The sequence below is a fragment of the Streptomyces sp. 184 genome (genome assembly GCF_045781775.1).
Lineage (GTDB): Bacteria > Actinomycetota > Actinomycetes > Streptomycetales > Streptomycetaceae > Streptomyces.
Genome location: NZ_CP123230.1, coordinates 3,309,599 through 3,328,627, shown reverse-complemented (window position 1 = coordinate 3,328,627; position 19,029 = coordinate 3,309,599). Strand labels below are relative to the sequence as shown.

Sequence of the window (19,029 nt, the reverse complement as noted above, 5' to 3'; positions counted from 1 at the left end):
CAGGCAGGAACGTGTATGACCCCGTTCGACAAGCTCAGGGCCCGGCTCGCACGCATCGTGCGGCGGGTCGGCGAGGCCGCGCCGCCGCGGGACGCCGCCGTCCTGCGGTGGCTCGCCTTCGTGGTCGCGGTGCTCGCCACGGCGGTGCTCGTCATCGCCGGCACGGCCCGCTCCACCGTCGCCGACGCGTCCTTCTACCGCTCCGCGCTCGACCGGGAGCACGCCTACGACCGGCTCTACGACGAGGTGCTGGTCGACCCCGAGGCGTCGGGCGTCACCCGCGACCTGCTCGCCCGGCTGCCCGTACCCGAGGCCGTCGTCACCTCCAACCTCAAGACGGTCCTGCCGCCGACCACCGCCCGGGCCATGGCCGAGGGCGTCATCGGGGACGCGGTGGCGTATCTGCGCGGCGACAGGGACGAGCTGACGCTGGAGATAGACCTGCGGCCGGTGCTCGACAACCTGGGCGCCGTCGGCAACGTCCACTTCGCCGACGTCGTCGCGAACCTCCAGGACAAGCCCGCGCCCGACTACGGCGCCTTCCAGTCCGACCTGGGCGACGCCGTGAACCGGATCGCGGACGGCGAGCGCCCCGAGGGGCTGCCGAGGCTCGACCTCACCGAGGCGCAGGCGCGGGCCGCCACCGACACGGTGCTACGGGCCGTGCCCGCCGGCGAGCGGGCGGACCTGCGCCCGCGGCTGCTCGCCGCGCTCGGCAGCGGCGACCTGGCCACGGCGCTCGCGGAGGTCGGGCCCGCGCTCTTCCCCGGGCGCGAGGAGAACGCGGCGTCGGCGCTGCGGAACACCGCGGACGGGGTGTCCTGGGACCTGGCCTCCGAGTTCGACACCACCGGCGACGAGCTGAGCCCGGTGCGCGAGGCCCGCTCCTTCACCAGGCTGGGCCTCGGCTGGGTGCAGACCGGCGCCGTCCTGCTGGGGCTCGCCTCGCTGGCCGTGCTCTGGCGCTACGGGCCGCGCGCCCCGGGCCGGCGGCTGCTGCGCATCGGCGCGGCGCTGGCGTGCGGGGGCGCGCTGACGTTCGTGGTGGCGCTCCTGGTACGCGGCAGGATCGGCGGCAGCGTCGCCGCCGCGCCGGGGAACTGGCCGGACTCCGCGGCCCGACTGCTGGACGACGTGCAGCGCACGGCGCTGGACCGGCTCTACACCGTGGCGCTGGCGACGGCCGCGGTGCCGCTGACGGCGGGCGTGCTGCTGGCGGCGGGCGGCTGGCTGTGGCACCGCAGGGCGACCGCGATCGCCGCTGCGCGGGCCCGGGCGGGGGCGACCGCGGACGGTGCCGCGGAGTCCGGCGGACAGCGGACCGTACAGGGGCCCGAGGCCGGGGAGACCGCGACCGGGGAGACCGCGGCCACCGGGACCGGGTCCGCGGGGCCGGCGGCACCGGAAGCCGGCGAGCCGGCGGCCGGGGAACCCGGCGCGGCCGGACCCGCGCCGCCCATGCCGCCGCGCTACCGCTGGGGCGCGGTCGGCATGGTCGCCGCCGCGCTGGCCGGCGCCGTCTTCGTACCGAACGCCTTCGGCGGCGAGTCCGACCGCCGCTGCAACGGCCGCGAGGAGCTGTGCGAGCTGCGCTACGACGAGGTGGCCCAGCTCGCCTCGCACAACGCGATGGCCACCTCCCAGGACCGGTTCATCGCCCCGCTCCAGGACCCGTCGATCACCGGGCAGCTCAACGACGGCGTCCGCGCCCTGCTCGTCGACACCCACCGCTGGGAGACGCCGCCGGAGATCACCGAGCGGCTGGCGGAGTCGGACTTCACCCCGACCATGCAGCGGCAGATCCGCTCCGTGCTCAACACCGTCGACCCGCCCCGCAAGGGGACCTGGCTGTGCCACGCCGTCTGCCGGGGCGGTGCGCTGCCGCTGGTGGCGGAGCTGGAGAAGATCGGCGACTGGCTGGAGCAGAACCCGTCCGAGGTGGTCACGCTCGTGGTCCAGGACGGCATCAGCGGCGCCGGCACGCGCACCGCGATGAAACGCGCCGGGCTGGAGGACCTGCTGTTCACGCCGGACGACGACCCGGGCAAGCCGTGGCCGACGCTCGGCGAGATGATCGACGCGGACCGGCGACTGGTGGTGTTCGCGGAGCAGGCGGACGGCCCGGCGCCCTGGTACCGCAACTTCTACCGCTACGGCATGGAGACCCCGTTCGCGTTCCGCACGCCGGAGGACATGACGTGCGCGCCGAACCGCGGCGGCGAGGACGGGGCCCTCTTCCTCATGAACCACTTCATCACCAACAGCGGCGGCAGCCGCCTGGACGCCGGCCGGATCAACGCCCGCGGCTTCGTCCTCGACCGGGCCCGCGCATGCGAACGGGAGCGGGGCGCGCCGGTGAACCTGGTGGCCGTCGACTACGCCACGATCGGCGACGCGCTCGGCGCCGTGGACGTACTCAACGACGAGCGCGTCGCGCGCCACGAGGACTGAGCCCCGGCTCCCCTCCCCCGCCGCCGGCCACGGCGTGGTGGACCAGGGCCGTCGCCGTCGCGGCGGAGGCGACGAGCGCCACCAGCGGCGGGACGAGGAGCAGCAGCGAGGCCGTCCAGCGCAGCGACGCCCACAGGCCCAGCAGCGCCAGCGACGGGGCGGCGAGGAACCGCGTGGGCCAGCGGGCGACCAGGTGCGCCGCGCAGATCCACAGCAGCCGGCCGCGCAGCGCCGGGCGGGCGGCGCCGAGCGACAGCGCGGCCGGCAGGGCGAGCAGCCCGGCCACGGCGCAGGCACCGCCGGCGGCCAGCGACGGCAGCAGCCACGGGCTCTGCGTCTGCTGCCACAGCGCCAGCGCGGCGAGGAACGCCGCCGCGGGCACCGCGGGCACCAGTGCCTGCGCGGGACCGAACCGCCACAGCGCGCGCAGCCCGCGCCACCAGTCCCGTATCCCGGCCTCGCCGTCCGCGGCGATCCGGTCGGCCGCGGCGCCGAGCGCGGCCAGCAGGGGGCCGGTGAGCACGGCGGCGACCAGGACGGAGACGGGGGTGACGCCGGGTGCCAGGAGTACGGCGAGGGTGCCGGCGGCGCAGACGGCCGCGCCCGCGACGGTCAGCGCCGGCAGGCTCGGCCAGGCGCCGCGCAGCAGCCGCCGCAGCACCTCGTTCTCGGCGACGGCCGGCCGGCCGCCCGGTGCGGTGGCCCCGCCCGGGCCGGCCGTCGTGGTCCGCCCGCTCATCCGCGCAGCCCCGCTTGCGCGATGCTCGCCACGAACGAGCGCTGGAAGAGGAGGAAGAGCGCCAGCACCGGCACCACCACCGCCGTGATCGCCGCGAACACCACCACCGGCGAGCCGCCGTGGCTGGCCTGGAGGGTGACCAGCCCGACCGGCAGCGTCATGTTCTCCGGGGTGCTGAGGAAGATCAGCGGGCCGAAGTAGTTGTTCCAGGCGGCCTCGAACGTGAGGATCGCCATCGCCGCGAGCGCGGGCCCCGACAGCGGCACGATGACCCGGAAGAGGATCCACAGGTGCCCGGCGCCGTCGATGCGGGCGGCCTCGTCCAGCTCGCGCGGGATGGTGTTGAAGTACTGCCGGAAGAAGAAGATCGAGAAGACGTTGATCAGCGCGGGCAGCCACAGCGCGGGCAGCGAGTCGATGAGGCCGAGGTTGCGCATCAGCACGAAGACGGGGATGACCGTCATCTGCGCGGGGATCATCAGCGCGCTGAGCAGCACGAGGAAGATCCCGTCCCGGCCGCGGAAGGTGAGCCGGGAGAAGGCGTACGCGGCGAGCACGCTGACCAGCAGCGAGCCGGCCGTGGCGATCACCGCGACCTGGAGGCTGTTGAGCGCCATCCGGCCGAAGGGGATCGCGTCCGGCACGTTGGTGAAGTTCTCGGTGGTGAAGGGCTTGGGGATCCAGTTGGGCGGCATCTCGAAGGCCGCCCGCTCCGCGGTGAGGCTCTGGACGACGAGCCAGACGAGCGGCGCGACCATGACGAGCCCGACGGCGACCAGGAGGAGTTCGAGGAGGAGGTGGGCCGGGCGTACGCGCCGGCGGCTGCGGGTCCGTGTCGTCACTGCTGGTGCACCCACTTCCGCGAGCCCCAGAACTGGAGCAGCGTGACGGCCATCATGATCACGAAGACGAGGATGGAGACGGCCGCGGCGTAGCCGATCTGGAAGGACTGGAAGCCCTTCTGGTAGAGGTACATGACGATGGTGATGGTCGAGTTCTCCGGCCCGCCGTCGGGCGTGATGATCTGCACCGGGTCGAAGATCTGGAACGCCCCGATGAAGGTGATGACGGCGGCGAAGAAGATCGTCGGGGACATCATCGGCAGGGTCACGCGCCAGAAGATCTGGTGCGGGCGGGCGCCGTCCACGCGCGCCGCCTCGTGCAGCTCCCGCGGCACGGTCTGGAGCCCGGCGAGCATGATGACGAAGGTGAAGCCGATGGTGTGCCAGAAATCGATGGCGATGATCGCGGGCAGCGCCCACGCCGGGTCGGTGAACCACTCCGGCGGCGTGACGCCGATCTCACCGGCGTAGTGCGTGACGAGGCCGAACGTCGGGTCGAGCACGTACTTCCACAGCAGCGCGACCGCCGCCCAGGAGATGACGAACGGAAAGAACAGCGTGGTGCGTACGAAGTACGAGAGCGCCCTGTTCATCATCCGGTTGACGCCCATGGCGAGCAGCAGTCCGCCGCCGAGGTGGGTGACGACGGAGGCGAAGGCGAAGACGAAGGTGTTGGCCAGCGCCTCGTACAGCAGCGGGTCGGAGAACATCTCGGTGAAGTTGCCGACGCCGTTGAACTCGGCGGGGGTGAGCATGTCCCAACTGAAGAAGGCGAGGACGATCGCGACGACGAACGGCCCGGCCACGAAGGCGAGGAAGAGCAGCAGCGCCGGGCTGAGGAACGCGTACCCGACCCACTCGCCGCGCCGGAACCGGCCGCCGCGCGCCGCCGGCCGCGGGGCGGCGGCGCGCTTCGGACGGGACTGCGTGAGGGTCACAGCAGCCCGCTGAGCTTGTCGTTCGCGCTGCCGAGGGCCTCGGCGGCGGGCTGGTTGCCGAGGATGGCGGCCTGCCACCCCTGGGTGATGGCGGCCTGGGCCTCGGCGCCGCGCTCGGGCGAGGGGATGGGGGTGCCGTAGCCGATGGCGGCGGGCAGGTTCTCGGTGCCGGCCGGGGCGTCGTCGGTGAACGCGGCACTGGCGGCGACGGAGTTGCGGGCGGGGATGTTGGTGCCGCCGGAGGCGGCGTAGAAGGTGGACGCCTCCTTCGACATCATCCACTTCAGGAACTCCCAGGCGGCGTCCTTGTTCTTCGAGGCGCGCAGGATCGGCCAGCCGTCCCAGCCGACGGCGGCGCCGGGTCCGGCGTTGCCGGGCCAGGGCACGATGCGTACGGAGTCGGTGAGCTTCAGCCGGCGCATGTCGAGGGTGGGCCACCGGCCGCCGCCGAAGGTGGCGAGCTTGCCCTTCTGGAGCTGGGCGGCGGCGTTGAAGCTGCCGCCCGGCTTGGGCGAGAGGCCGTCGTCGATGAGGCTCTTGACGTACTCGGCGGCCTCGACGGCCCCGGGGCTGTCGAACGTCGCCTCGTCCCAGGCGGCGTTGTGGGTGCTGGCGCCGTTGGTGAGCAGCCAGGGCATGATGTCGAGGAACGGGAACTCGAAGCCGGCGGGCAGCAGGAACGCGCCGGTCCTCTGCTTGATGCGCTCGCCGGCGGCGCGGAAGTCGTCCCAGGTCCACTCGGCTTCGGGCAGTTCGACGCCGGCGTCGGCGAAGACCTCGGTGTTGCAGTACAGGACCGAGGTGTTGTAGCCGCCGGGTATGTAGTACGTCTTGCCGTCGGTGGAGCCGTAGGTCTCGGTCCACTCCCTGAGCTTGGGGTCGGTGTCGCCGAAGTAGTCCTCGACGGCCTTCTTGTCCTTCTCCAGGTACGGGTCGAGCGGTTCCAGCAGGCTCTTGGAGGCGAACAGCCGCTGGCCCTCGGTGGCGACCTGGACGATGTCGGGGACCTTGCCGCCGGCGATCTGGGTGGAGACGGTGTTGGCGAAGTCGCCCCAGGTGCCGGCGGCGATGCCGCGGGCCTTGATCTTCACCTTCGGCCTGGACTTGTTGAACTCGGCGAAGAGCGCGTTGAACGACTCCTGCTGGGTGGCGTCGCCCAGATAGACGAGGTCGAGCGAGGACGAGTCCCCCGACGACGATCCCCCGCACGCCGCCAGGCTCCCCGCGGCGGGCGCGGCGAGCGCCGCCGCGCCCATCGACCGCAGCACCTGGCGGCGCGACATTCCTCCCGGTCCGACCCAACCCATTGCGGCTCCTCTCGCTGAGCCCGCGCCGTTTTTCGGCAGCACGGACTTTTCGGCATGTACGGGCGGAACAGGGCGTGAAATCGATTTCTTGCCTGATGGCCAGCCATGCAAGCAGCGCGTCACCGCGGGGGTCAAGAGGCGTGCACGCGGAATCGCCGGGCGAGGAGCCTCCGCGCCGGTACGGGGGCGGGTGATCGTGCCGTACGGAGCGGGCGTTCACGTCCGTACGGGCGGGTGCCCCCCCGCTACGCGGGCGGGGCCGCGGCGCCGCCCCCGGCGCCCGCGACGGCGTCGCGCAGCCGTACCGTCAGCGGCCCCCCGGCGCCCTCCGCGACCGACTCCCAGACCGCCTCCGCCACGGCCCCGTCCGCGCTCCCGTCCGGGCCGGCGGTGACGTGCACGACGCCCACGTGGCCGCCCGCGACGACCGGCCACCTGCCCGGCAGCGGGTCGAGTTCGACGGTCCCGGCGCCGGCGTCCACCACGGTCCGCGGCCAGGCGTGCGCCAGTCCGAACGAGGCCATGGAGCGCACGTAGTGGTTGCCGCACTCGACCTCGTTGAACGGGTTGCGCACTCGCCCGTCGTAGCGGTCCCGGACGTCCGCCACCACGTGCTCGGCCGCCTCCCGGTCGCCCTGCGCGGCGAGCCCCAGGGCCGCGGTGTACTCCACGCCCGTCCACACCTCGTTGCAGTACGGAAAGGGTCGCGTCGGCCGGCCGCCGCGTGGATACGTGCAGTTCAGCAGCCCGTGCTCATCGCCGAGGGCGAAGGTGCGCAAATGATTCATGTGCGAGTGGAAATCGCCGCGGTGGTTGTGCCGCAGCACGCTGCGCAGCGCGGTCGCGGTGTGCTCGGGGTCGAGCCGGTCGTCGAGGCCGCAGAGCACGGCGAGCGTGTGGCCGGCGAGCTGGTCGCCCATGCAGCCGGGGCCGATCTGGAGGTCCGGGCGGACGAGGTCGTCGGAGCCGACGTCGGGGTTGTCGCCGTCGTAGCGGATGCGCAGCCCCTCGGCGATGCGGTCGGCGGAGCCGGCGGGCAGCACCTTCTGCTCGTAGTACGCGCCGTTGAACAGCTCCGCGTCCGTCCCCGCGGCGCCGCGGGCCAGCACCTCGGCGCAGGTGTCCGCGAACGCGTGCTCGCCCAGGGCCCGCGCCATCCGCTCGCAGGCGGCGAGCGCGGCCAGGTACCAGGACTGGTTGATCCCGCTCGGCCCGTAGTACTCGACGTCGCTGGTGCTGTGCTGGCAGCCCTCCATCAGCCCGTCGCGGTCCGCATCCCAGCCCAGCGGGATCCAGGCGAACTCCAGCGCCCGGCGCGCCCCCGGCCACAGCTCCGCCAGCTTCTCGTCGCGGCCGGTCAGACGCCAGGTGCGGTAGAGCCGTACGAGGGCGCCCAGCTGCCCGTCGGCGGCGGCGATCCGCCAGCCGGTGCCCTCGCGCTCCAGCGGCAGCCCGGCGCGGAAGCTCATCAGGCCCCGCTCGTCCAGCGCGTGCACGAACTCGACCTCGCGCATCGTCCAGGCCAGGTCGGGGAAGAGCTGCTCCAGCGCGTACTGGTAGTTCCACACGTGCGTGCAACTCCCGTGGCAGCTCCCGTGGTCGGGGTTGCCGCCCTCCCAGGCCAGGAACGTGCCGTCGGCGATACGGAAGCACGTCGGCGTCTTCAGCACGGCGGCGTTGGAGAGCACGGCGTCCTGTACCGCGGGCGGCAGGCTGGAGGTCGTGACGGACTCGACGTAGGCGCGGGTGCGGCGCTCGTGGTCGGCCAGCCGGGGCACGAGCCGGGCGGCCACGTCGGCGGCGTCCGCGTAGCGGGTGGCGTAGTGGTTGCCGACGACGTCGGCGCCGTGGCCGTAGTCGGGCGGGCCCTGGAAGCGGTGGGTCCAGCCGCGGCGGTGCGGGAAGTGCCAGGCGACGACGAAGGTGAACTCGCGCTCGGCGCCCGCCGGGACGCGGTCGGAGACCACGAGCGAGCCGGTGGGCACGCGGGCGCCGTCCGCGGGTTCGGCCAGCCGGCCGTCGGCGGAGAAGTCGTCCCAGAAGTCCAGCAGCGAGTCGCCCCAGGAGCGGCGGGCCCAGGTCAGCCGGTGTCCGGTGACGGGCCCGCCGAGGGCGGCGAGCGCCAGGGTGCCCCAGCTCTCGTCGTCCTCGGCGACCTCGGTGGTGTGCCCGGCCAGCAGGGTGGCGCCGTCCAGCTCGACGCGGCGGAAGACGTTGCCCGCGGGCAGGCCGCCGGTGTGGCGGCGGCCCGCGACGTGCTGGAGGTTGCCGCAGACGTCGACGGCCAGCTCCTCGGCGCCGGTGTTGCGGATCCGGACGCGGTAGACCAGCGCCGGGACGCCGCTGGCGTCGGCGTCGCCGGGGACGAGCGGGTTGAAGACCCGTACCGTCGCCTCCACCGGCAGCTCCGGGTCGCTCAGCCGCACCTGGCCGAAGGGGTAGGCGGCGGCGAACTCGCCCTCGCGGAAGCGGGGCAGGCCGTGCAGCGCGGACGGGCTGCCGCCGTGGCCCGCGTACTCGCCGGGGAGCAGGGCCGATTCGAGGACGCGGGTGAAGGACCCGGTGGCGCCCTCCGCGCGCAGGCAGAAGAAGGAGTCGGGGGTGAAGCCCTTGGCGGGGCGGTTGAACAGCTCCCAGTCGAGCAGTTGGCCGCGCCCGCCGAAGCCGATGGAGCCGGTGCCGATGCCGCCGACCGGCATGGCGATGTGGGCGAGCCGGTCGCCTCGGTAGCGGCGTACCACCGGCCAGGGGGTGTCGTGCATGGTTCCTCGTTTCCTCGGGTGCCGGTGCGGGCGCCCGGGGGCGTACGCCACCTGTGCGCGCGGCGTACGTCCCGGGGGCGCCCGCTGGTAGGGGACCGTATCCGAAATCGATTTCATCCGGCAGGTGTCGTACGGGGTGACCGCGGCGGTGCGACGGGACCGAAAGCCGTGCCGGGGCGGGCGAGGCGGCGCGGGTCCGGGCGGCGGGGCGCGTCCGGCTAGCGCCGTACGGCGGACGCCTCCGGCCCGGCGTCCGGAACCCCGCCGCGGGCCCGTCCGGCGTCCGGCACGGTGAGCACCACCTGCGTGCCGCCGCCCGGGGCCGGCGCGACGTCCAGCGCCGCGCCGATGAGCAGGGCCCGCTCGCGCATGCCGCGGATCCCGGCGCCCTCGGGGGCGCTGCCCGGCCCGCGGCCGTCGTCGGTGACGCGCAGCTCCACCGCGGCGCCGGTGCGCACGAGGCTCAGCCCGACCCGGTCCGCGGCGGCGTGCCGTACGACGTTCGTCAGCGCCGCCTGCGCGACGCGGTAGAGCACCAGCTCGACGTCCGGGTGCAGCGGCGGCAGGTCCGTGTCGAGGCGGCGCTCGACGCGCATCCCGGTGTGCCCGGCGAGATCGGTGCCCAGCGAGGTCAGCGCGCTGACCAGGCCCAGGTCCTCCAGCACCCCGGGGCGCAGCCGGCGGGCCAGCCGGCGCACCTCCTCCAGGCTCTCCCTGGTGGTCTCCTGCGCCCGCAGCAGGTCGGCGCGGAGCGGCTCCGGCGCGCGCTCGCGGGCGCGCTTCAGCTCCAGCAGCACGGTGGTCATGCTCTGCCCGACCTCGTCGTGCAGCTCCTGCGCGATGCGCCGCCGCTCGGCCTCCTGCGCGGACAGCGCGCGCCCGGTGCTGGCGGCGCGCTCGGCCTCCAGCCGGTCGAGCATGGCGTTGAACGTGCTGATCAGCTCGGCGACGTCGCCGGTGCCCGGCACGGTGAGCCGCTGGCCGGGGCGGAGCAGGTCGACGGTGGCCATCAGCCCGGTGAGGCGTTCGAGCGGGGCCAGGCCGACGCGCAGCAGCGCGGCGTTGGCCACGAGCATGACGGTCATGCCCGCGACGAGGACGACGGCCTCGGCGAGCAGGACGGTCGCGGAGACGGTCACGGGCGCCAGCATCAGCACGCCGGTGGCGGTGCCGAGCACCAGGGCGTTGAGCCCGAAGATCCGCCAGAACAGGGACACGGGGCGGGGCCTCCTCGGTTCGTACAGTGCGTACCACTATGTGCGATCGGTGGGCGGGGACGGGGCCGGGGCCGGGTGCGGGAGGGGTTCACGAGGTCGTAGCAAGCGGTTACTTTCCGGGTGGGACACGGGTCGTACCACTCGGAGGAGGCAGTGCCATGGCTTCTGCAAGCGGCGGCCGCCGGTCGCGTTCGGTGCTCCTCGTCGCGCTGCTCGCGACGCTGCTTGCCGGCCTGCCGGCGCTGCCCGCCGGCGCGGCGGCGCCCGACCGGCCGCCGGCGGGCCGGGTCGTGCCCGTCGACTGGTCGGACTTCGACGAGGGGCCGCCGGCCGGCGAGGACGCCGCGCGGCTGCGCGCGATCCTGGTCAACGCCAACCGCTACGCGCTGACGACCTGGTACGACGAGCGCTTCGCCGGCCAGGGCGAGGAGGGCCTGCTCGACCTCGGCGGCACCGGCGAGCACGACATCCGCCCCGTCGCCGCCGAGGCGTTCGCGCTCGCCGCCGCGCTGGCCACGGGCGCGTACGACGCCGAGGGCACGGGCGTCACCGAGGCGCGCGCCCGCGCGACGGCCGTACGGCTGCTGACCTCGGTGGCCGGGCACCACCGCGCCAACGAGGCGGCCGGCTGGGGCGACGCGTGGCAGAGCGCGCTGTGGGCGGCGCTGGCCGGGTTCGCCGGCTGGCTGCTGTGGGACGACCTGACCCCCGCGGAACGGGAGTGGGTGCGCGCGATGACCGCGTACGAGGCGGACCGCTTCCGCGGCTACGACGTCCCGTACTGGAAGGACCGCGACGGCGTCGAGCAGACCCCCGGCGACAGCAAGGCCGAGGAGAACTCCTGGAACGCGATGCTGCTCCAGGTCGCCACCGCGATGATGCCCGGCCACCGCCACGCGCCCGCCTGGCGGCAGGCGAACCTGGAGCTGATGGTCTCCGCGTTCGCCCGCCCGTCCGACCTCGGCAGCCGGGAGGTGCTGCACGGCCGGCCGGTGTCCCGCTGGGTCGACGGCTGGAACGCGGAGGAGGACGGCCTCGTCGTCAACCACGGCATCGTCCACCCCGACTACATGGCCACCGCCGTGCAGAACACCCACGCCGTGCTCACCTCCGCGCTCGCCGGCGAACCCGCGCCGCGCGCGGCGCTGCACAACTTCGACGTGGTCTACGCCGCCCTCGCCGACCGGGAGTTCACCAGCCCGCCGTACGCCGCACCGGGCGGCACGATGTACGTGCGCGGCTCGGACGGGATCTACTTCCCGCAGGGCACGAGCTGGGGCCCGTCGCGGCGGATGGACTTCGTCGCGATGGACGTGGTGGCGCGCGACCTGCGGCTCGACGGCCGCGCGAGCCTCGGCGGCGCGTACTGGGAGCGGCTGCACGCGGGCCGCGCGCTGGCGATGCAGCAGCGCCACGCGGACGGCCGGACGTACGCGCCCGAGGACGCGGACCCGTACGCGGGGCGGGAGGAGTGGGTGGCGATGCACGCGGGCTGGGCGTACCTGACGCGCTGGCTGGTGCACCAGGACGCGGTCCGCATCACGAACAGGGCGTACCCCGGCGGGGGGTGAGGCCCGGGGGGTGGGGGCCGGGGAGCGAGAGGGCGCAGGACGGCGGGGCAGGACCGCGCGCGGCCGGCGGCACCGGCGCGCACGGTCGTCGGGTGCGGGCCGCGGCTTTCCCGACGGGCGTCTGATGTCCGCCGCGCCCGCCGCGTGACACCGTGCGAAGCGCACCGGCACCCGGAAGTCCCCCCACGACGGGATCCGCACATGCGCTACGCGCTCGACCCCGAACTCGCCGCGGCGGTCGCGCTGATGGCCGAGGTCGACATCTCCGACCCCGCCGCCGCGCGGGCCGCCCAGGCGGCCGGGCTTGCCGCCGCACCCGCGGCCGACGAGTCGGGCGTCGTCGTACGGGACGTGCGCGCACCCGGCCTCGCCGAGGGCGCGCCGAAGGTGCCGCTACGGGTCTACCTCCCCGCGACACCGGCACCGACGCCCGCCGGCCCGCTGCCCGCCGTGTACGCGCTGCACGGCGGCGGCTTCGTCGTGGGCTCGCCGCAGGTCGACCACGACACCCACCTGCGGTTCTGCCGGGAGCTGCCCGCCGTGGTCGTCGCCGCCGGCTACCGCCTCGCGCCCGAACACCCCTACCCCGCCGCGCTCGACGACTGCCGCGCCGGCCTGCGGTGGCTGGCCGCGAACGCGAGCGGACTCGGCGTGGACCCGGCCCGTATCGGGCTGTGGGGCGACAGCGCGGGCGCCGGGCTCGCGGCGGCGCTCGCCCTGCTGACCCGCGACCGCGGCGGCCCGCCGATCCACTGCCAGCACCTGCGGAGCCCGGCGCTGGACGACCGCCTGGCCACGCCCAGCGCCCGGGAGTTCACCGACACGCCGGTCTGGAACCGCCGCAACGCCCGGCTGAGCTGGGAGGCGTACCTCGGCCCCGGCGTGCCTGGCTCGCCTGCCGTGCCGCCGTACGCGGCACCGGCCCGGGCCACCGACCTGGCGGGGCTGCCGCCGGCGTACGTGGCGGTGATGGAGTTCGACCCGCTGCGCGACGAGGCCGTGGCGTACGCGGACGCGCTGGCGGCGGCGGGGGTGCCGGTGGAACTGGGCTTCTACCCGGGCACGTTCCACGGCGCGGTGGGAGTGACCCACGCGCCGGTGGCCCGGCGGATCCTCGCCGACTCCCTGACCGCCCTGCGGACGGCGCTGGCGCCGACGGAGACCGGTGACAGGCCCGCGGCGCGCACCGGCCGGGAACACGGGCGCGTACGAACCGGGGGCACCGGCGCCCCGGACGCGTACGCCGGCGGCCCGCGCCCGCGCGGCACAGAAGCGGGCGAGCGCGGCCACGAGCAGGGGTGACGCCCGTGGCCCCCGCCGTGCGCCGTCACTCCTCGGCGGTCACCGCCAGCCGCCAGGCGTACAGGGCGAGCCGGGCGCGCAGCCGGTCGTCCGGCTCGCGCAGCCGGCCGCCGAGCGCCGCCTCCGCGCGGGCGAGCCGGGCGGCGACGGAGCTGTGGTGCAGGTGCAGTTCCGCGGCGGCCCGGCGCAGGGAGCCCGTGCGGCAGAAGGCGTCCAGCGCCGCGATGCTCGACTCGCCGCCGTCGCGCGCGGCGAGCGCGGCGAGGGCCCGTACGCCCGGGTCGGCGCGCAGCCGTTCGGCCGGCACCTCGGCGAGCAGCGCCAGCGGGCCGAGCGCGTCGTGGTCGGCGACCGCCTCCCCCGGGCCGCCGGTGCCGGCGAACCGCAGCGCGGTGCGGGCCTGCGCCCAGGAGACGTGGGCCCGTACGGGCGCCACCCCGCCCCCGACGCCGAACCGCCCCCGTACCCGTTCCGCCGCCGCGAGCGAGAGGTCCCGGGCCGGCTCCCCCGCCGCGTTCGCGCCGCCCTCCGCCGGCTGCACCAGCACCGCCGCCAGCGCGTCCATCGCCGCGATCCGTACCGTCGCGCCCGGTGCGCCGCGCGCGAGCAGCGCGACCGCCGCCACCCCCGCGTCGGTCTCCCGGCCGCCCGCCACCGCCACCACCCGCAGCGGCCGTTCGGGGCTCAGCCCGAGCAGCCGCAGGGCCCGTACGCGGTCCTCGACGGCCTCCCGTTCGGAGAGCACCGTCTCCACCAGCGCGGGGTCGGCGACGTGCGGCGCGCGTACGGGGTGCGGCGGGCTGACGCCGGCCGCGAGCGCCATCCATTCGAGGACCAGGTCGTCCAACGGGCCCGGCCCGCCGTCCCGTTCGAGCCATACGCACCCCGTGGGGGCCAGCGACCGCCGGCCCGACACACGATCAGCCGCACCGGACGCGCCGGACGCCTCGGGCGGCCCGTCGCACGGCAGCGCCGCACCGTCCGGCCCGAAGCGCACCGCCCGGCGGCCGTCCCGGCCCGACGCCCCCGCCTGTCCCGAGAGCCCCGCCGGGCAGCCCGCGAGCGCGGCGGTCGACCGCACCAGCACCTCGGGGTCGACCGCCCCGCCGCCCAACAGCGCCTGGAAGTGGGCGATCACGCGCACCGCCGCGGCGGCGTCCGCGTCCAGCGACGAAAGCCGCACCAGCAGACCCTTCACGCACGCAGTCTAGAAAGGGCATGGACATGTTCACCAGAGCCGCAGCCCGAGCCACGGGCCGAGTGACAGCCCGAGACGCGGGCCGAGCCGCGACACCACCCCCCACCCGCCGCCGGGCGCGCCCGCTGCACGCCGCGCTCCTCGGCTGCGTCCTCGCCCTCCTCGCCGCCCTGTCGCTCGGCGCGCCGCCCCAGGCGTCCGCGGCGACCCTGCGCGAGGTGACGAACTTCGGCAACAACCCCAGCAACCTGCGCATGCACCTCTACGTCCCGGACAACGTCCGCCCGCAGCCCGCCGTGCTCGTGGCGATCCACTACTGCACGGGCTCGGGCCCCGCGTTCCACTCGGGCACCGAGTTCGCCCGGCTCGCCGACCGCTACGGCTTCATCGTCGTCTACCCGTCCGCCACCCGCGGCGGCCAGTGCTTCGACGTCTCCTCGCCGCAGGCGCTGCGCCGCGACGGCGGCAGCGACCCGGTCGGCATCCGCTCGATGGTGCAGTACGTGCGCGCGAACAACGGCGCCGACCCGAACCGGACGTTCGTCACCGGCGCCTCCTCCGGCGCGATGATGACCAACGTCATGCTCGGCAACTACCCCGACGTGTTCAAGGCGGGCGCGGCGTTCATGGGCGTGCCGTACGGCTGCTTCGCCACCACCGACGGCTCCGGCTGGAACAGCGCCTGCGCCAACGGCCAGATCATGCGCAGCCCGCAGCAGTGGGGTGACCTGGTGCGCGGCGCGTACCCCGGCTACGGCGGCCCGCGCCCGCGGATGCAGGTGTGGCACGGCACGAACGACTCCACGCTGCGCTACCCCAACTTCCAGGAGCAGATCAAGCAGTGGACCGACGTCCACGGCGTGGGCCAGAACCCGGCCATGACCGACAGCCCGCAGTCCGGCTGGACCCGCACCCGCTACGGCGGCACGGGTGAGCAGGCGCCGGTGGAGGCGGTGAGCCTCCAGGGCGTGGGCCACTCGCTGCCGATGTCCGGCATGGCCGAGCGCGCCATCGCGTTCTTCGGCCTCAACGCCTAGACCTGCCCGCCGGACAGGCCGCCGGGCAGGCCGCCGGGCAGGGTGCCGCGGGGTCTCCGCGGGCTACGGGCCGGGCGCGGGCGGTGTCGCCAGCACCGCCAGCACCGACTTCGTGACCACGTCGGAGACCTCGTCCGGCGCCAGCTCCAGCCGGCCGGCCCGGACCTCCTCGGCGGCGCCGTGCAGGATGTGCTGCGCGACGCCGACGAGCCAGGCCGCCGGCATGTCGGTGCGGAAGACGCCCTGGTCCTGGCCGCGGCGGACGAGTTCGTCGACGCGGGCGGCCGGGCCGGCGTGCAGCTCCCGTACCCGTCCGGCGGGCAGCACGCCCTGGGCGGCGGTCAGCAGCGCCGCCGACTCGGCGACGAGCCCCCAACTGGAGACCAGCAGCCGGTGCATCGCGGCGTAGGCGTCGCCCGCCAGGTCCACGGCCGCCAGGGTCCGGTCGCCGTCCTCCACCGCGTCCCGGAGCGCGGCGTCGACCAGCTCGGCCCGGGTCTTGAAGTGCCCGTAGAGGGTCATCCGCCCCACGCCCGCGGCCTTGGCGATGTCGTCGGTGGTCGCGCTGGGATCCGAGCGCAGCTCCTCCCGGGCGGCGGCGACGATGCGGGCGATGCTGCGCTCGGCGTCGGCCCGGCGGCGGGTGCGGGGGCGGGGGGAGGCGGTCACGGCCACCAGCCTAACTCGTACGGGAATGTTTGCGTTACAGTCCCCCGTTAGAACTCGTACATCAACGTACGAGATAACCGGAGGGTCTGATGACTTCGCACGAGGTCGGGCAACCGACGAAGGAAGGGCGGCACCCCGCCCGCTGGCGCATCCTCGGCTTCCTGGGCATCGCGCAGCTCATGCTGATCCTCGACGTCACGGTGGTCGCCATCGCGCTCCCGCACATCGGGGCCGACCTCGGGCTCGGCCGCGCGGCGCTGACCTGGACGGTCAGCGCGTACACGCTGACGTTCGGCGGGCTGATGCTGCTCGGCGGCCGGATCGCGGACCTGGTGGGCCCCAAGCGCGTGGTGCTCGCCGGGCTGCTGGTCTTCACCGCCGCGTCCCTGACCACCGGGCTCGCCGAGTCCGGCGGCACACTGGTCGGCGGGCGCATCGCGCAGGGCGTCGGCGCCGCGCTGCTGTCGCCCGCCGCGCTGTCGCTGGTGGTCACGCTCTTCGAGGGCGAGGAGCGGAACAAGGCCCTGGGCATCTGGTCCGCGCTCGGCGGCGGCGGGGCCGCGCTCGGCGTCCTCCTCGGCGGGCTGCTGACCGCGGGCCCCGGCTGGCCGTGGGTCTTCTACGTCAACGTGCCCATCGGACTCGTCATCGTCGCCGTGCTCGCGGTGCTGCTGCCGGCCCGCCCGGCGCCCGCGGAGCGGTCCCGGGTGGACCTGCTCGGGGCGGGGCTGGTGACCGCCTCGACGGCGACGCTGATCTACGGGCTCATCGACGCCGGCGAACGGGGCTGGCTCACGGCCCGTACCGCCGGGCTCGTCCTGCTCGCGGCCGTCGGCTACCTGCTCTTCACCGCCTGGCAGCGGCGCGCCCGCTCCCCGCTGATGGACGTGCGGCTGCTGGCCCGGCGGCCGGTGGCCACGGGCGCGTTCCTCATCCTGATGGCGACGGCGCTGATGGTGGCGGTGTTCTTCCTGGGCACGTTCTACTACCAGCACGCCCGCGGCTACGGGGCGCTGCACACCGGGCTGCTGTTCCTGCCCGTCGCGTTCGCGGCGATGCTCGGGGCGGACCTGACCGGCCGGCTGATCGGCCGGACCGGCGCGCGTACGCCCGCCGTCGCCGCGCTGACCGCCGCGGCGGCCGGTCTGGCGGTGCCCGCGCTCTCGATGCGGCCGGTCACGGTGGCGATCGGCGTGACCGTCGCGGCGCTGGGCACGGGCGCGATGTTCGTGGTCGCCTCGGCGACGGCGCTGGGGCGGGTGGCGCCGCACGAGGCGGGGATCGCCTCCGGCATCGTGAGCACGTTCCACGAGTTCGGCGCCTCGCTGGGCGCCGCGGTGGTCTCCAGCGTGGCGGCGGCGAGCCTCGTCGGCAGCACGCTGGAGGGGTTCACGGAGGCGTTCACGGTGGCGGCCGTGGCGGCGGCGGTGTCGGCGGCGGTCGCGGGGGCGCTGACACCGGGCCGCCCGGCGCCGGCGACCGCCTGAGGCGGGGCGGCGGGGGCGGCGGGGTGCGGCCGAGGCGCCGTGCCCCGCCGGTCGCGTCTTCGGCGCGGCGGCAGGCGTCGGGGCGTAAGGGCGTAGGGCGTCAGGGCTCGATCAGGCCCGCGCGGATCGCGTACCGGGTCAGCTCCAGCCGGTCGCGCAGGCCCAGCTTCTGGAGCAGGTTGGCCCGGTGCCGCTCCACCGTCTTCGCGCTGATGACGAGCAGGTCCCCGATCTCCTTCGAGGTGTGTCCCTCGGCGACGAGCTTGAGGATCTCCTCCTCCCGCTCCGTGATCGGCCGGGCCGGCAGCGGGTCGCCCTGGCGGGCGCGGTCGAGATAGCGGCGGATGAGCGCCGTCTCCGCGCCCGGGTAGATGAACGGCTCGTCGCGCAGCGCGGCCCGGCACGCCTCGACGAGATCCCGGTCGGCGACGGACTTCGGCACGTAGCCGGCGGCCCCGGCCTTCAGCGACTCGAAGAAGTACTGCTCGTTGTCGTGCATCGTCAGGATGAGTATCCGCAAGCCAGGCCGCACGCGGGACAGCTCGCGCGCCGCCTGGAGCCCGGTCAGCCGGGGCATCGCCACGTCCAGGATCGCCAGGTCCACGGCCCCGTCCCGGGCGAGCGCGACGGCCTGGGCGCCGTCGCCCGCCTCGGCGGCGACGGTCAGGTCGGGCTCGGCGTCCAGGATGAGCCGGATTCCGCGGCGTACGAGCGCGTGGTCGTCGGCGAGCAGGACGCGGGCCTTGACCGCTCGGTTCATTCGCGGGTTCCCTGTGGACGGTGGACGCAGCCGGCGGGACCTGGCCTGACCGGGGCTGCGACCGGCGGAGGAGACTACCGTCCCGGCACTGATGGTGTCCCGGCCGGAGGCCGGCTGTCCATCCGTGCTGACACCCATGTTCCCGTGTACGGCGGGATGACACGATGTCCGCTGCGCCGCGCGGGGGGATCGGCTGCCCGAACCCGGGGCCGCGGACGCGCGACACGTCAGCAAGAAAGCCGGAAAGGGGACGGGCCGTGCCTGCTCCAAGGATGAGCACCACACCGCTGCCGGGCATCGGTGTGAAGTACGACCTCACGACACGTGCGGAGAAGAAGCACCTGTCGGTGATCGCGCACCGGGACGGCACCCGGTCGATCAACGTCTACCGGTCCGACGACCCGGACGCCTGCGCGCAGTCGCTGCATCTGAACGGCCCCGAGACCGCGGCGCTGATCGACGCGCTGATGCCCTCGCACCACAGCCCGAACGTGCTGCACACCACCGACCTGGGGCTGGTCGCCGAGCGCATCGAGCTGTCGGCCACGTCGTACTGGAACGGCCGGGTGCTGGGCGAGACCCGGATCCGTACCGAGACGGGAGCGTCGATCGTGGCCGTGCTGCGGCGCGCGGAGGCCATCCCCTCCCCCACCCCGGACTTCCGGTTCGCCGGCGGCGACACGCTGATCGTGATCGGCACCCGCGAAGGCATCGAGGCGGCCGCGGCGCTGCTCGGGCGGGAGTGAGCG

15 protein-coding genes are annotated in these 19,029 nt (G+C 75.0%); 6 read left to right on the top strand and 9 right to left on the bottom strand.

The features are described from left to right. The first annotated feature begins 15 nt into the window (after nucleotides 1–15). The gene (locus QBL21_RS14055) at nucleotides 16–2,451 is read left to right on the top strand and encodes a hypothetical protein (protein ID WP_407562506.1); all 2,436 of its coding nucleotides are present in this window, start codon (nucleotides 16–18) and stop codon (nucleotides 2,449–2,451) included. Here QBL21_RS14055 and QBL21_RS14050 read toward each other — a convergent pair. The 6 genes from QBL21_RS14050 to QBL21_RS14025 all read right to left on the bottom strand — a co-directional run bounded on the left by QBL21_RS14050 (nucleotide 2,417) and on the right by QBL21_RS14025 (nucleotide 10,256). Further along, a complete protein-coding gene (locus QBL21_RS14050) occupies nucleotides 2,417–3,190 on the bottom strand; it encodes a hypothetical protein (RefSeq protein WP_407562505.1) in 774 nt (257 codons plus the stop codon). The genes QBL21_RS14055 and QBL21_RS14050 overlap by 35 nt on opposite strands. Further along, a complete protein-coding gene (locus tag QBL21_RS14045; RefSeq protein WP_407562504.1) occupies nucleotides 3,187–4,032 on the bottom strand; it encodes a carbohydrate ABC transporter permease in 846 nt (281 codons plus the stop codon). The genes QBL21_RS14050 and QBL21_RS14045 overlap by 4 nt, the downstream gene beginning before the upstream one ends. Beyond that, nucleotides 4,029–4,970, bottom strand: a complete 942-nt coding sequence (locus QBL21_RS14040) for a carbohydrate ABC transporter permease (protein WP_407562503.1) — start codon at nucleotides 4,968–4,970, stop codon at nucleotides 4,029–4,031. The genes QBL21_RS14045 and QBL21_RS14040 overlap by 4 nt, the downstream gene beginning before the upstream one ends. Further along, a complete protein-coding gene (locus QBL21_RS14035) occupies nucleotides 4,967–6,253 on the bottom strand; it encodes an ABC transporter substrate-binding protein (RefSeq protein WP_407562502.1) in 1,287 nt (428 codons plus the stop codon). Before QBL21_RS14035 ends, QBL21_RS14040 begins: the two co-directional genes overlap by 4 nt. Nucleotides 6,254–6,522: 269 nt before the next feature. After that, on the bottom strand, nucleotides 6,523–9,039 hold the full coding sequence (locus QBL21_RS14030) for a GH116 family glycosyl-hydrolase (protein WP_407562501.1): 2,517 nt from the start codon (nucleotides 9,037–9,039) through the stop codon (nucleotides 6,523–6,525). Nucleotides 9,040–9,257: 218 nt separating this feature from the next. Further along, nucleotides 9,258–10,256 (bottom strand): histidine kinase, encoded by a 999-nt coding sequence (locus QBL21_RS14025; protein WP_407562500.1) that lies wholly within the window; start codon nucleotides 10,254–10,256, stop codon nucleotides 9,258–9,260. A gap of 158 nt (nucleotides 10,257–10,414) precedes the next feature. Between QBL21_RS14025 and QBL21_RS14020 the strand changes: the two genes are divergently transcribed. Both QBL21_RS14020 and QBL21_RS14015 read left to right on the top strand, forming a co-directional pair. Then, complete coding sequence (locus QBL21_RS14020; protein WP_407562499.1) at nucleotides 10,415–11,827, top strand: hypothetical protein; 1,413 nt, start codon at nucleotides 10,415–10,417, stop codon at nucleotides 11,825–11,827. A 201-nt stretch (nucleotides 11,828–12,028) separates the two neighbouring features. Further along, nucleotides 12,029–13,129, top strand: coding sequence for an alpha/beta hydrolase (locus QBL21_RS14015; RefSeq protein WP_407562498.1), 1,101 nt, complete (start codon nucleotides 12,029–12,031; stop codon nucleotides 13,127–13,129). A 25-nt stretch (nucleotides 13,130–13,154) separates the two neighbouring features. Here QBL21_RS14015 and QBL21_RS14010 read toward each other — a convergent pair whose 3' ends face one another. Beyond that, complete coding sequence (locus QBL21_RS14010) at nucleotides 13,155–14,327, bottom strand: helix-turn-helix domain-containing protein (protein ID WP_407562497.1); 1,173 nt, start codon at nucleotides 14,325–14,327, stop codon at nucleotides 13,155–13,157. Nucleotides 14,328–14,389: 62 nt separating this feature from the next. Here QBL21_RS14010 and QBL21_RS14005 point away from each other — a divergent pair, with 62 nt between their 5' ends. After that, nucleotides 14,390–15,364, top strand: coding sequence for an alpha/beta hydrolase family esterase (locus QBL21_RS14005; RefSeq protein WP_407562496.1), 975 nt, complete (start codon nucleotides 14,390–14,392; stop codon nucleotides 15,362–15,364). Nucleotides 15,365–15,427: 63 nt separating this feature from the next. Here QBL21_RS14005 and QBL21_RS14000 read toward each other — a convergent pair whose 3' ends face one another. Beyond that, nucleotides 15,428–16,033: a TetR/AcrR family transcriptional regulator gene (locus QBL21_RS14000; protein ID WP_407562495.1), complete on the bottom strand. Its 606-nt coding sequence runs from the start codon at nucleotides 16,031–16,033 to the stop codon at nucleotides 15,428–15,430. Between the two features lie 89 nt (nucleotides 16,034–16,122). On the opposite strand from QBL21_RS14000, the gene QBL21_RS13995 reads away from it, so the two are divergent. After that, nucleotides 16,123–17,520: an MFS transporter gene (locus QBL21_RS13995; protein ID WP_407562494.1), complete on the top strand. Its 1,398-nt coding sequence runs from the start codon at nucleotides 16,123–16,125 to the stop codon at nucleotides 17,518–17,520. A gap of 100 nt (nucleotides 17,521–17,620) precedes the next feature. Here the strand turns inward: QBL21_RS13995 and QBL21_RS13990 are convergent, their stop codons facing one another. Then, nucleotides 17,621–18,280 carry a response regulator gene (locus QBL21_RS13990; RefSeq protein ID WP_407562493.1) on the bottom strand — a complete coding sequence of 220 codons (660 nt, stop codon included), beginning with the start codon at nucleotides 18,278–18,280 and terminating at the stop codon, nucleotides 17,621–17,623. Nucleotides 18,281–18,552: 272 nt separating this feature from the next. Here QBL21_RS13990 and QBL21_RS13985 point away from each other — a divergent pair, with 272 nt between their 5' ends. Further along, nucleotides 18,553–19,026 carry a cation:proton antiporter regulatory subunit gene (locus tag QBL21_RS13985; RefSeq protein ID WP_407562492.1) on the top strand — a complete coding sequence of 158 codons (474 nt, stop codon included), beginning with the start codon at nucleotides 18,553–18,555 and terminating at the stop codon, nucleotides 19,024–19,026. Nucleotides 19,027–19,029: the final 3 nt, after the last annotated feature.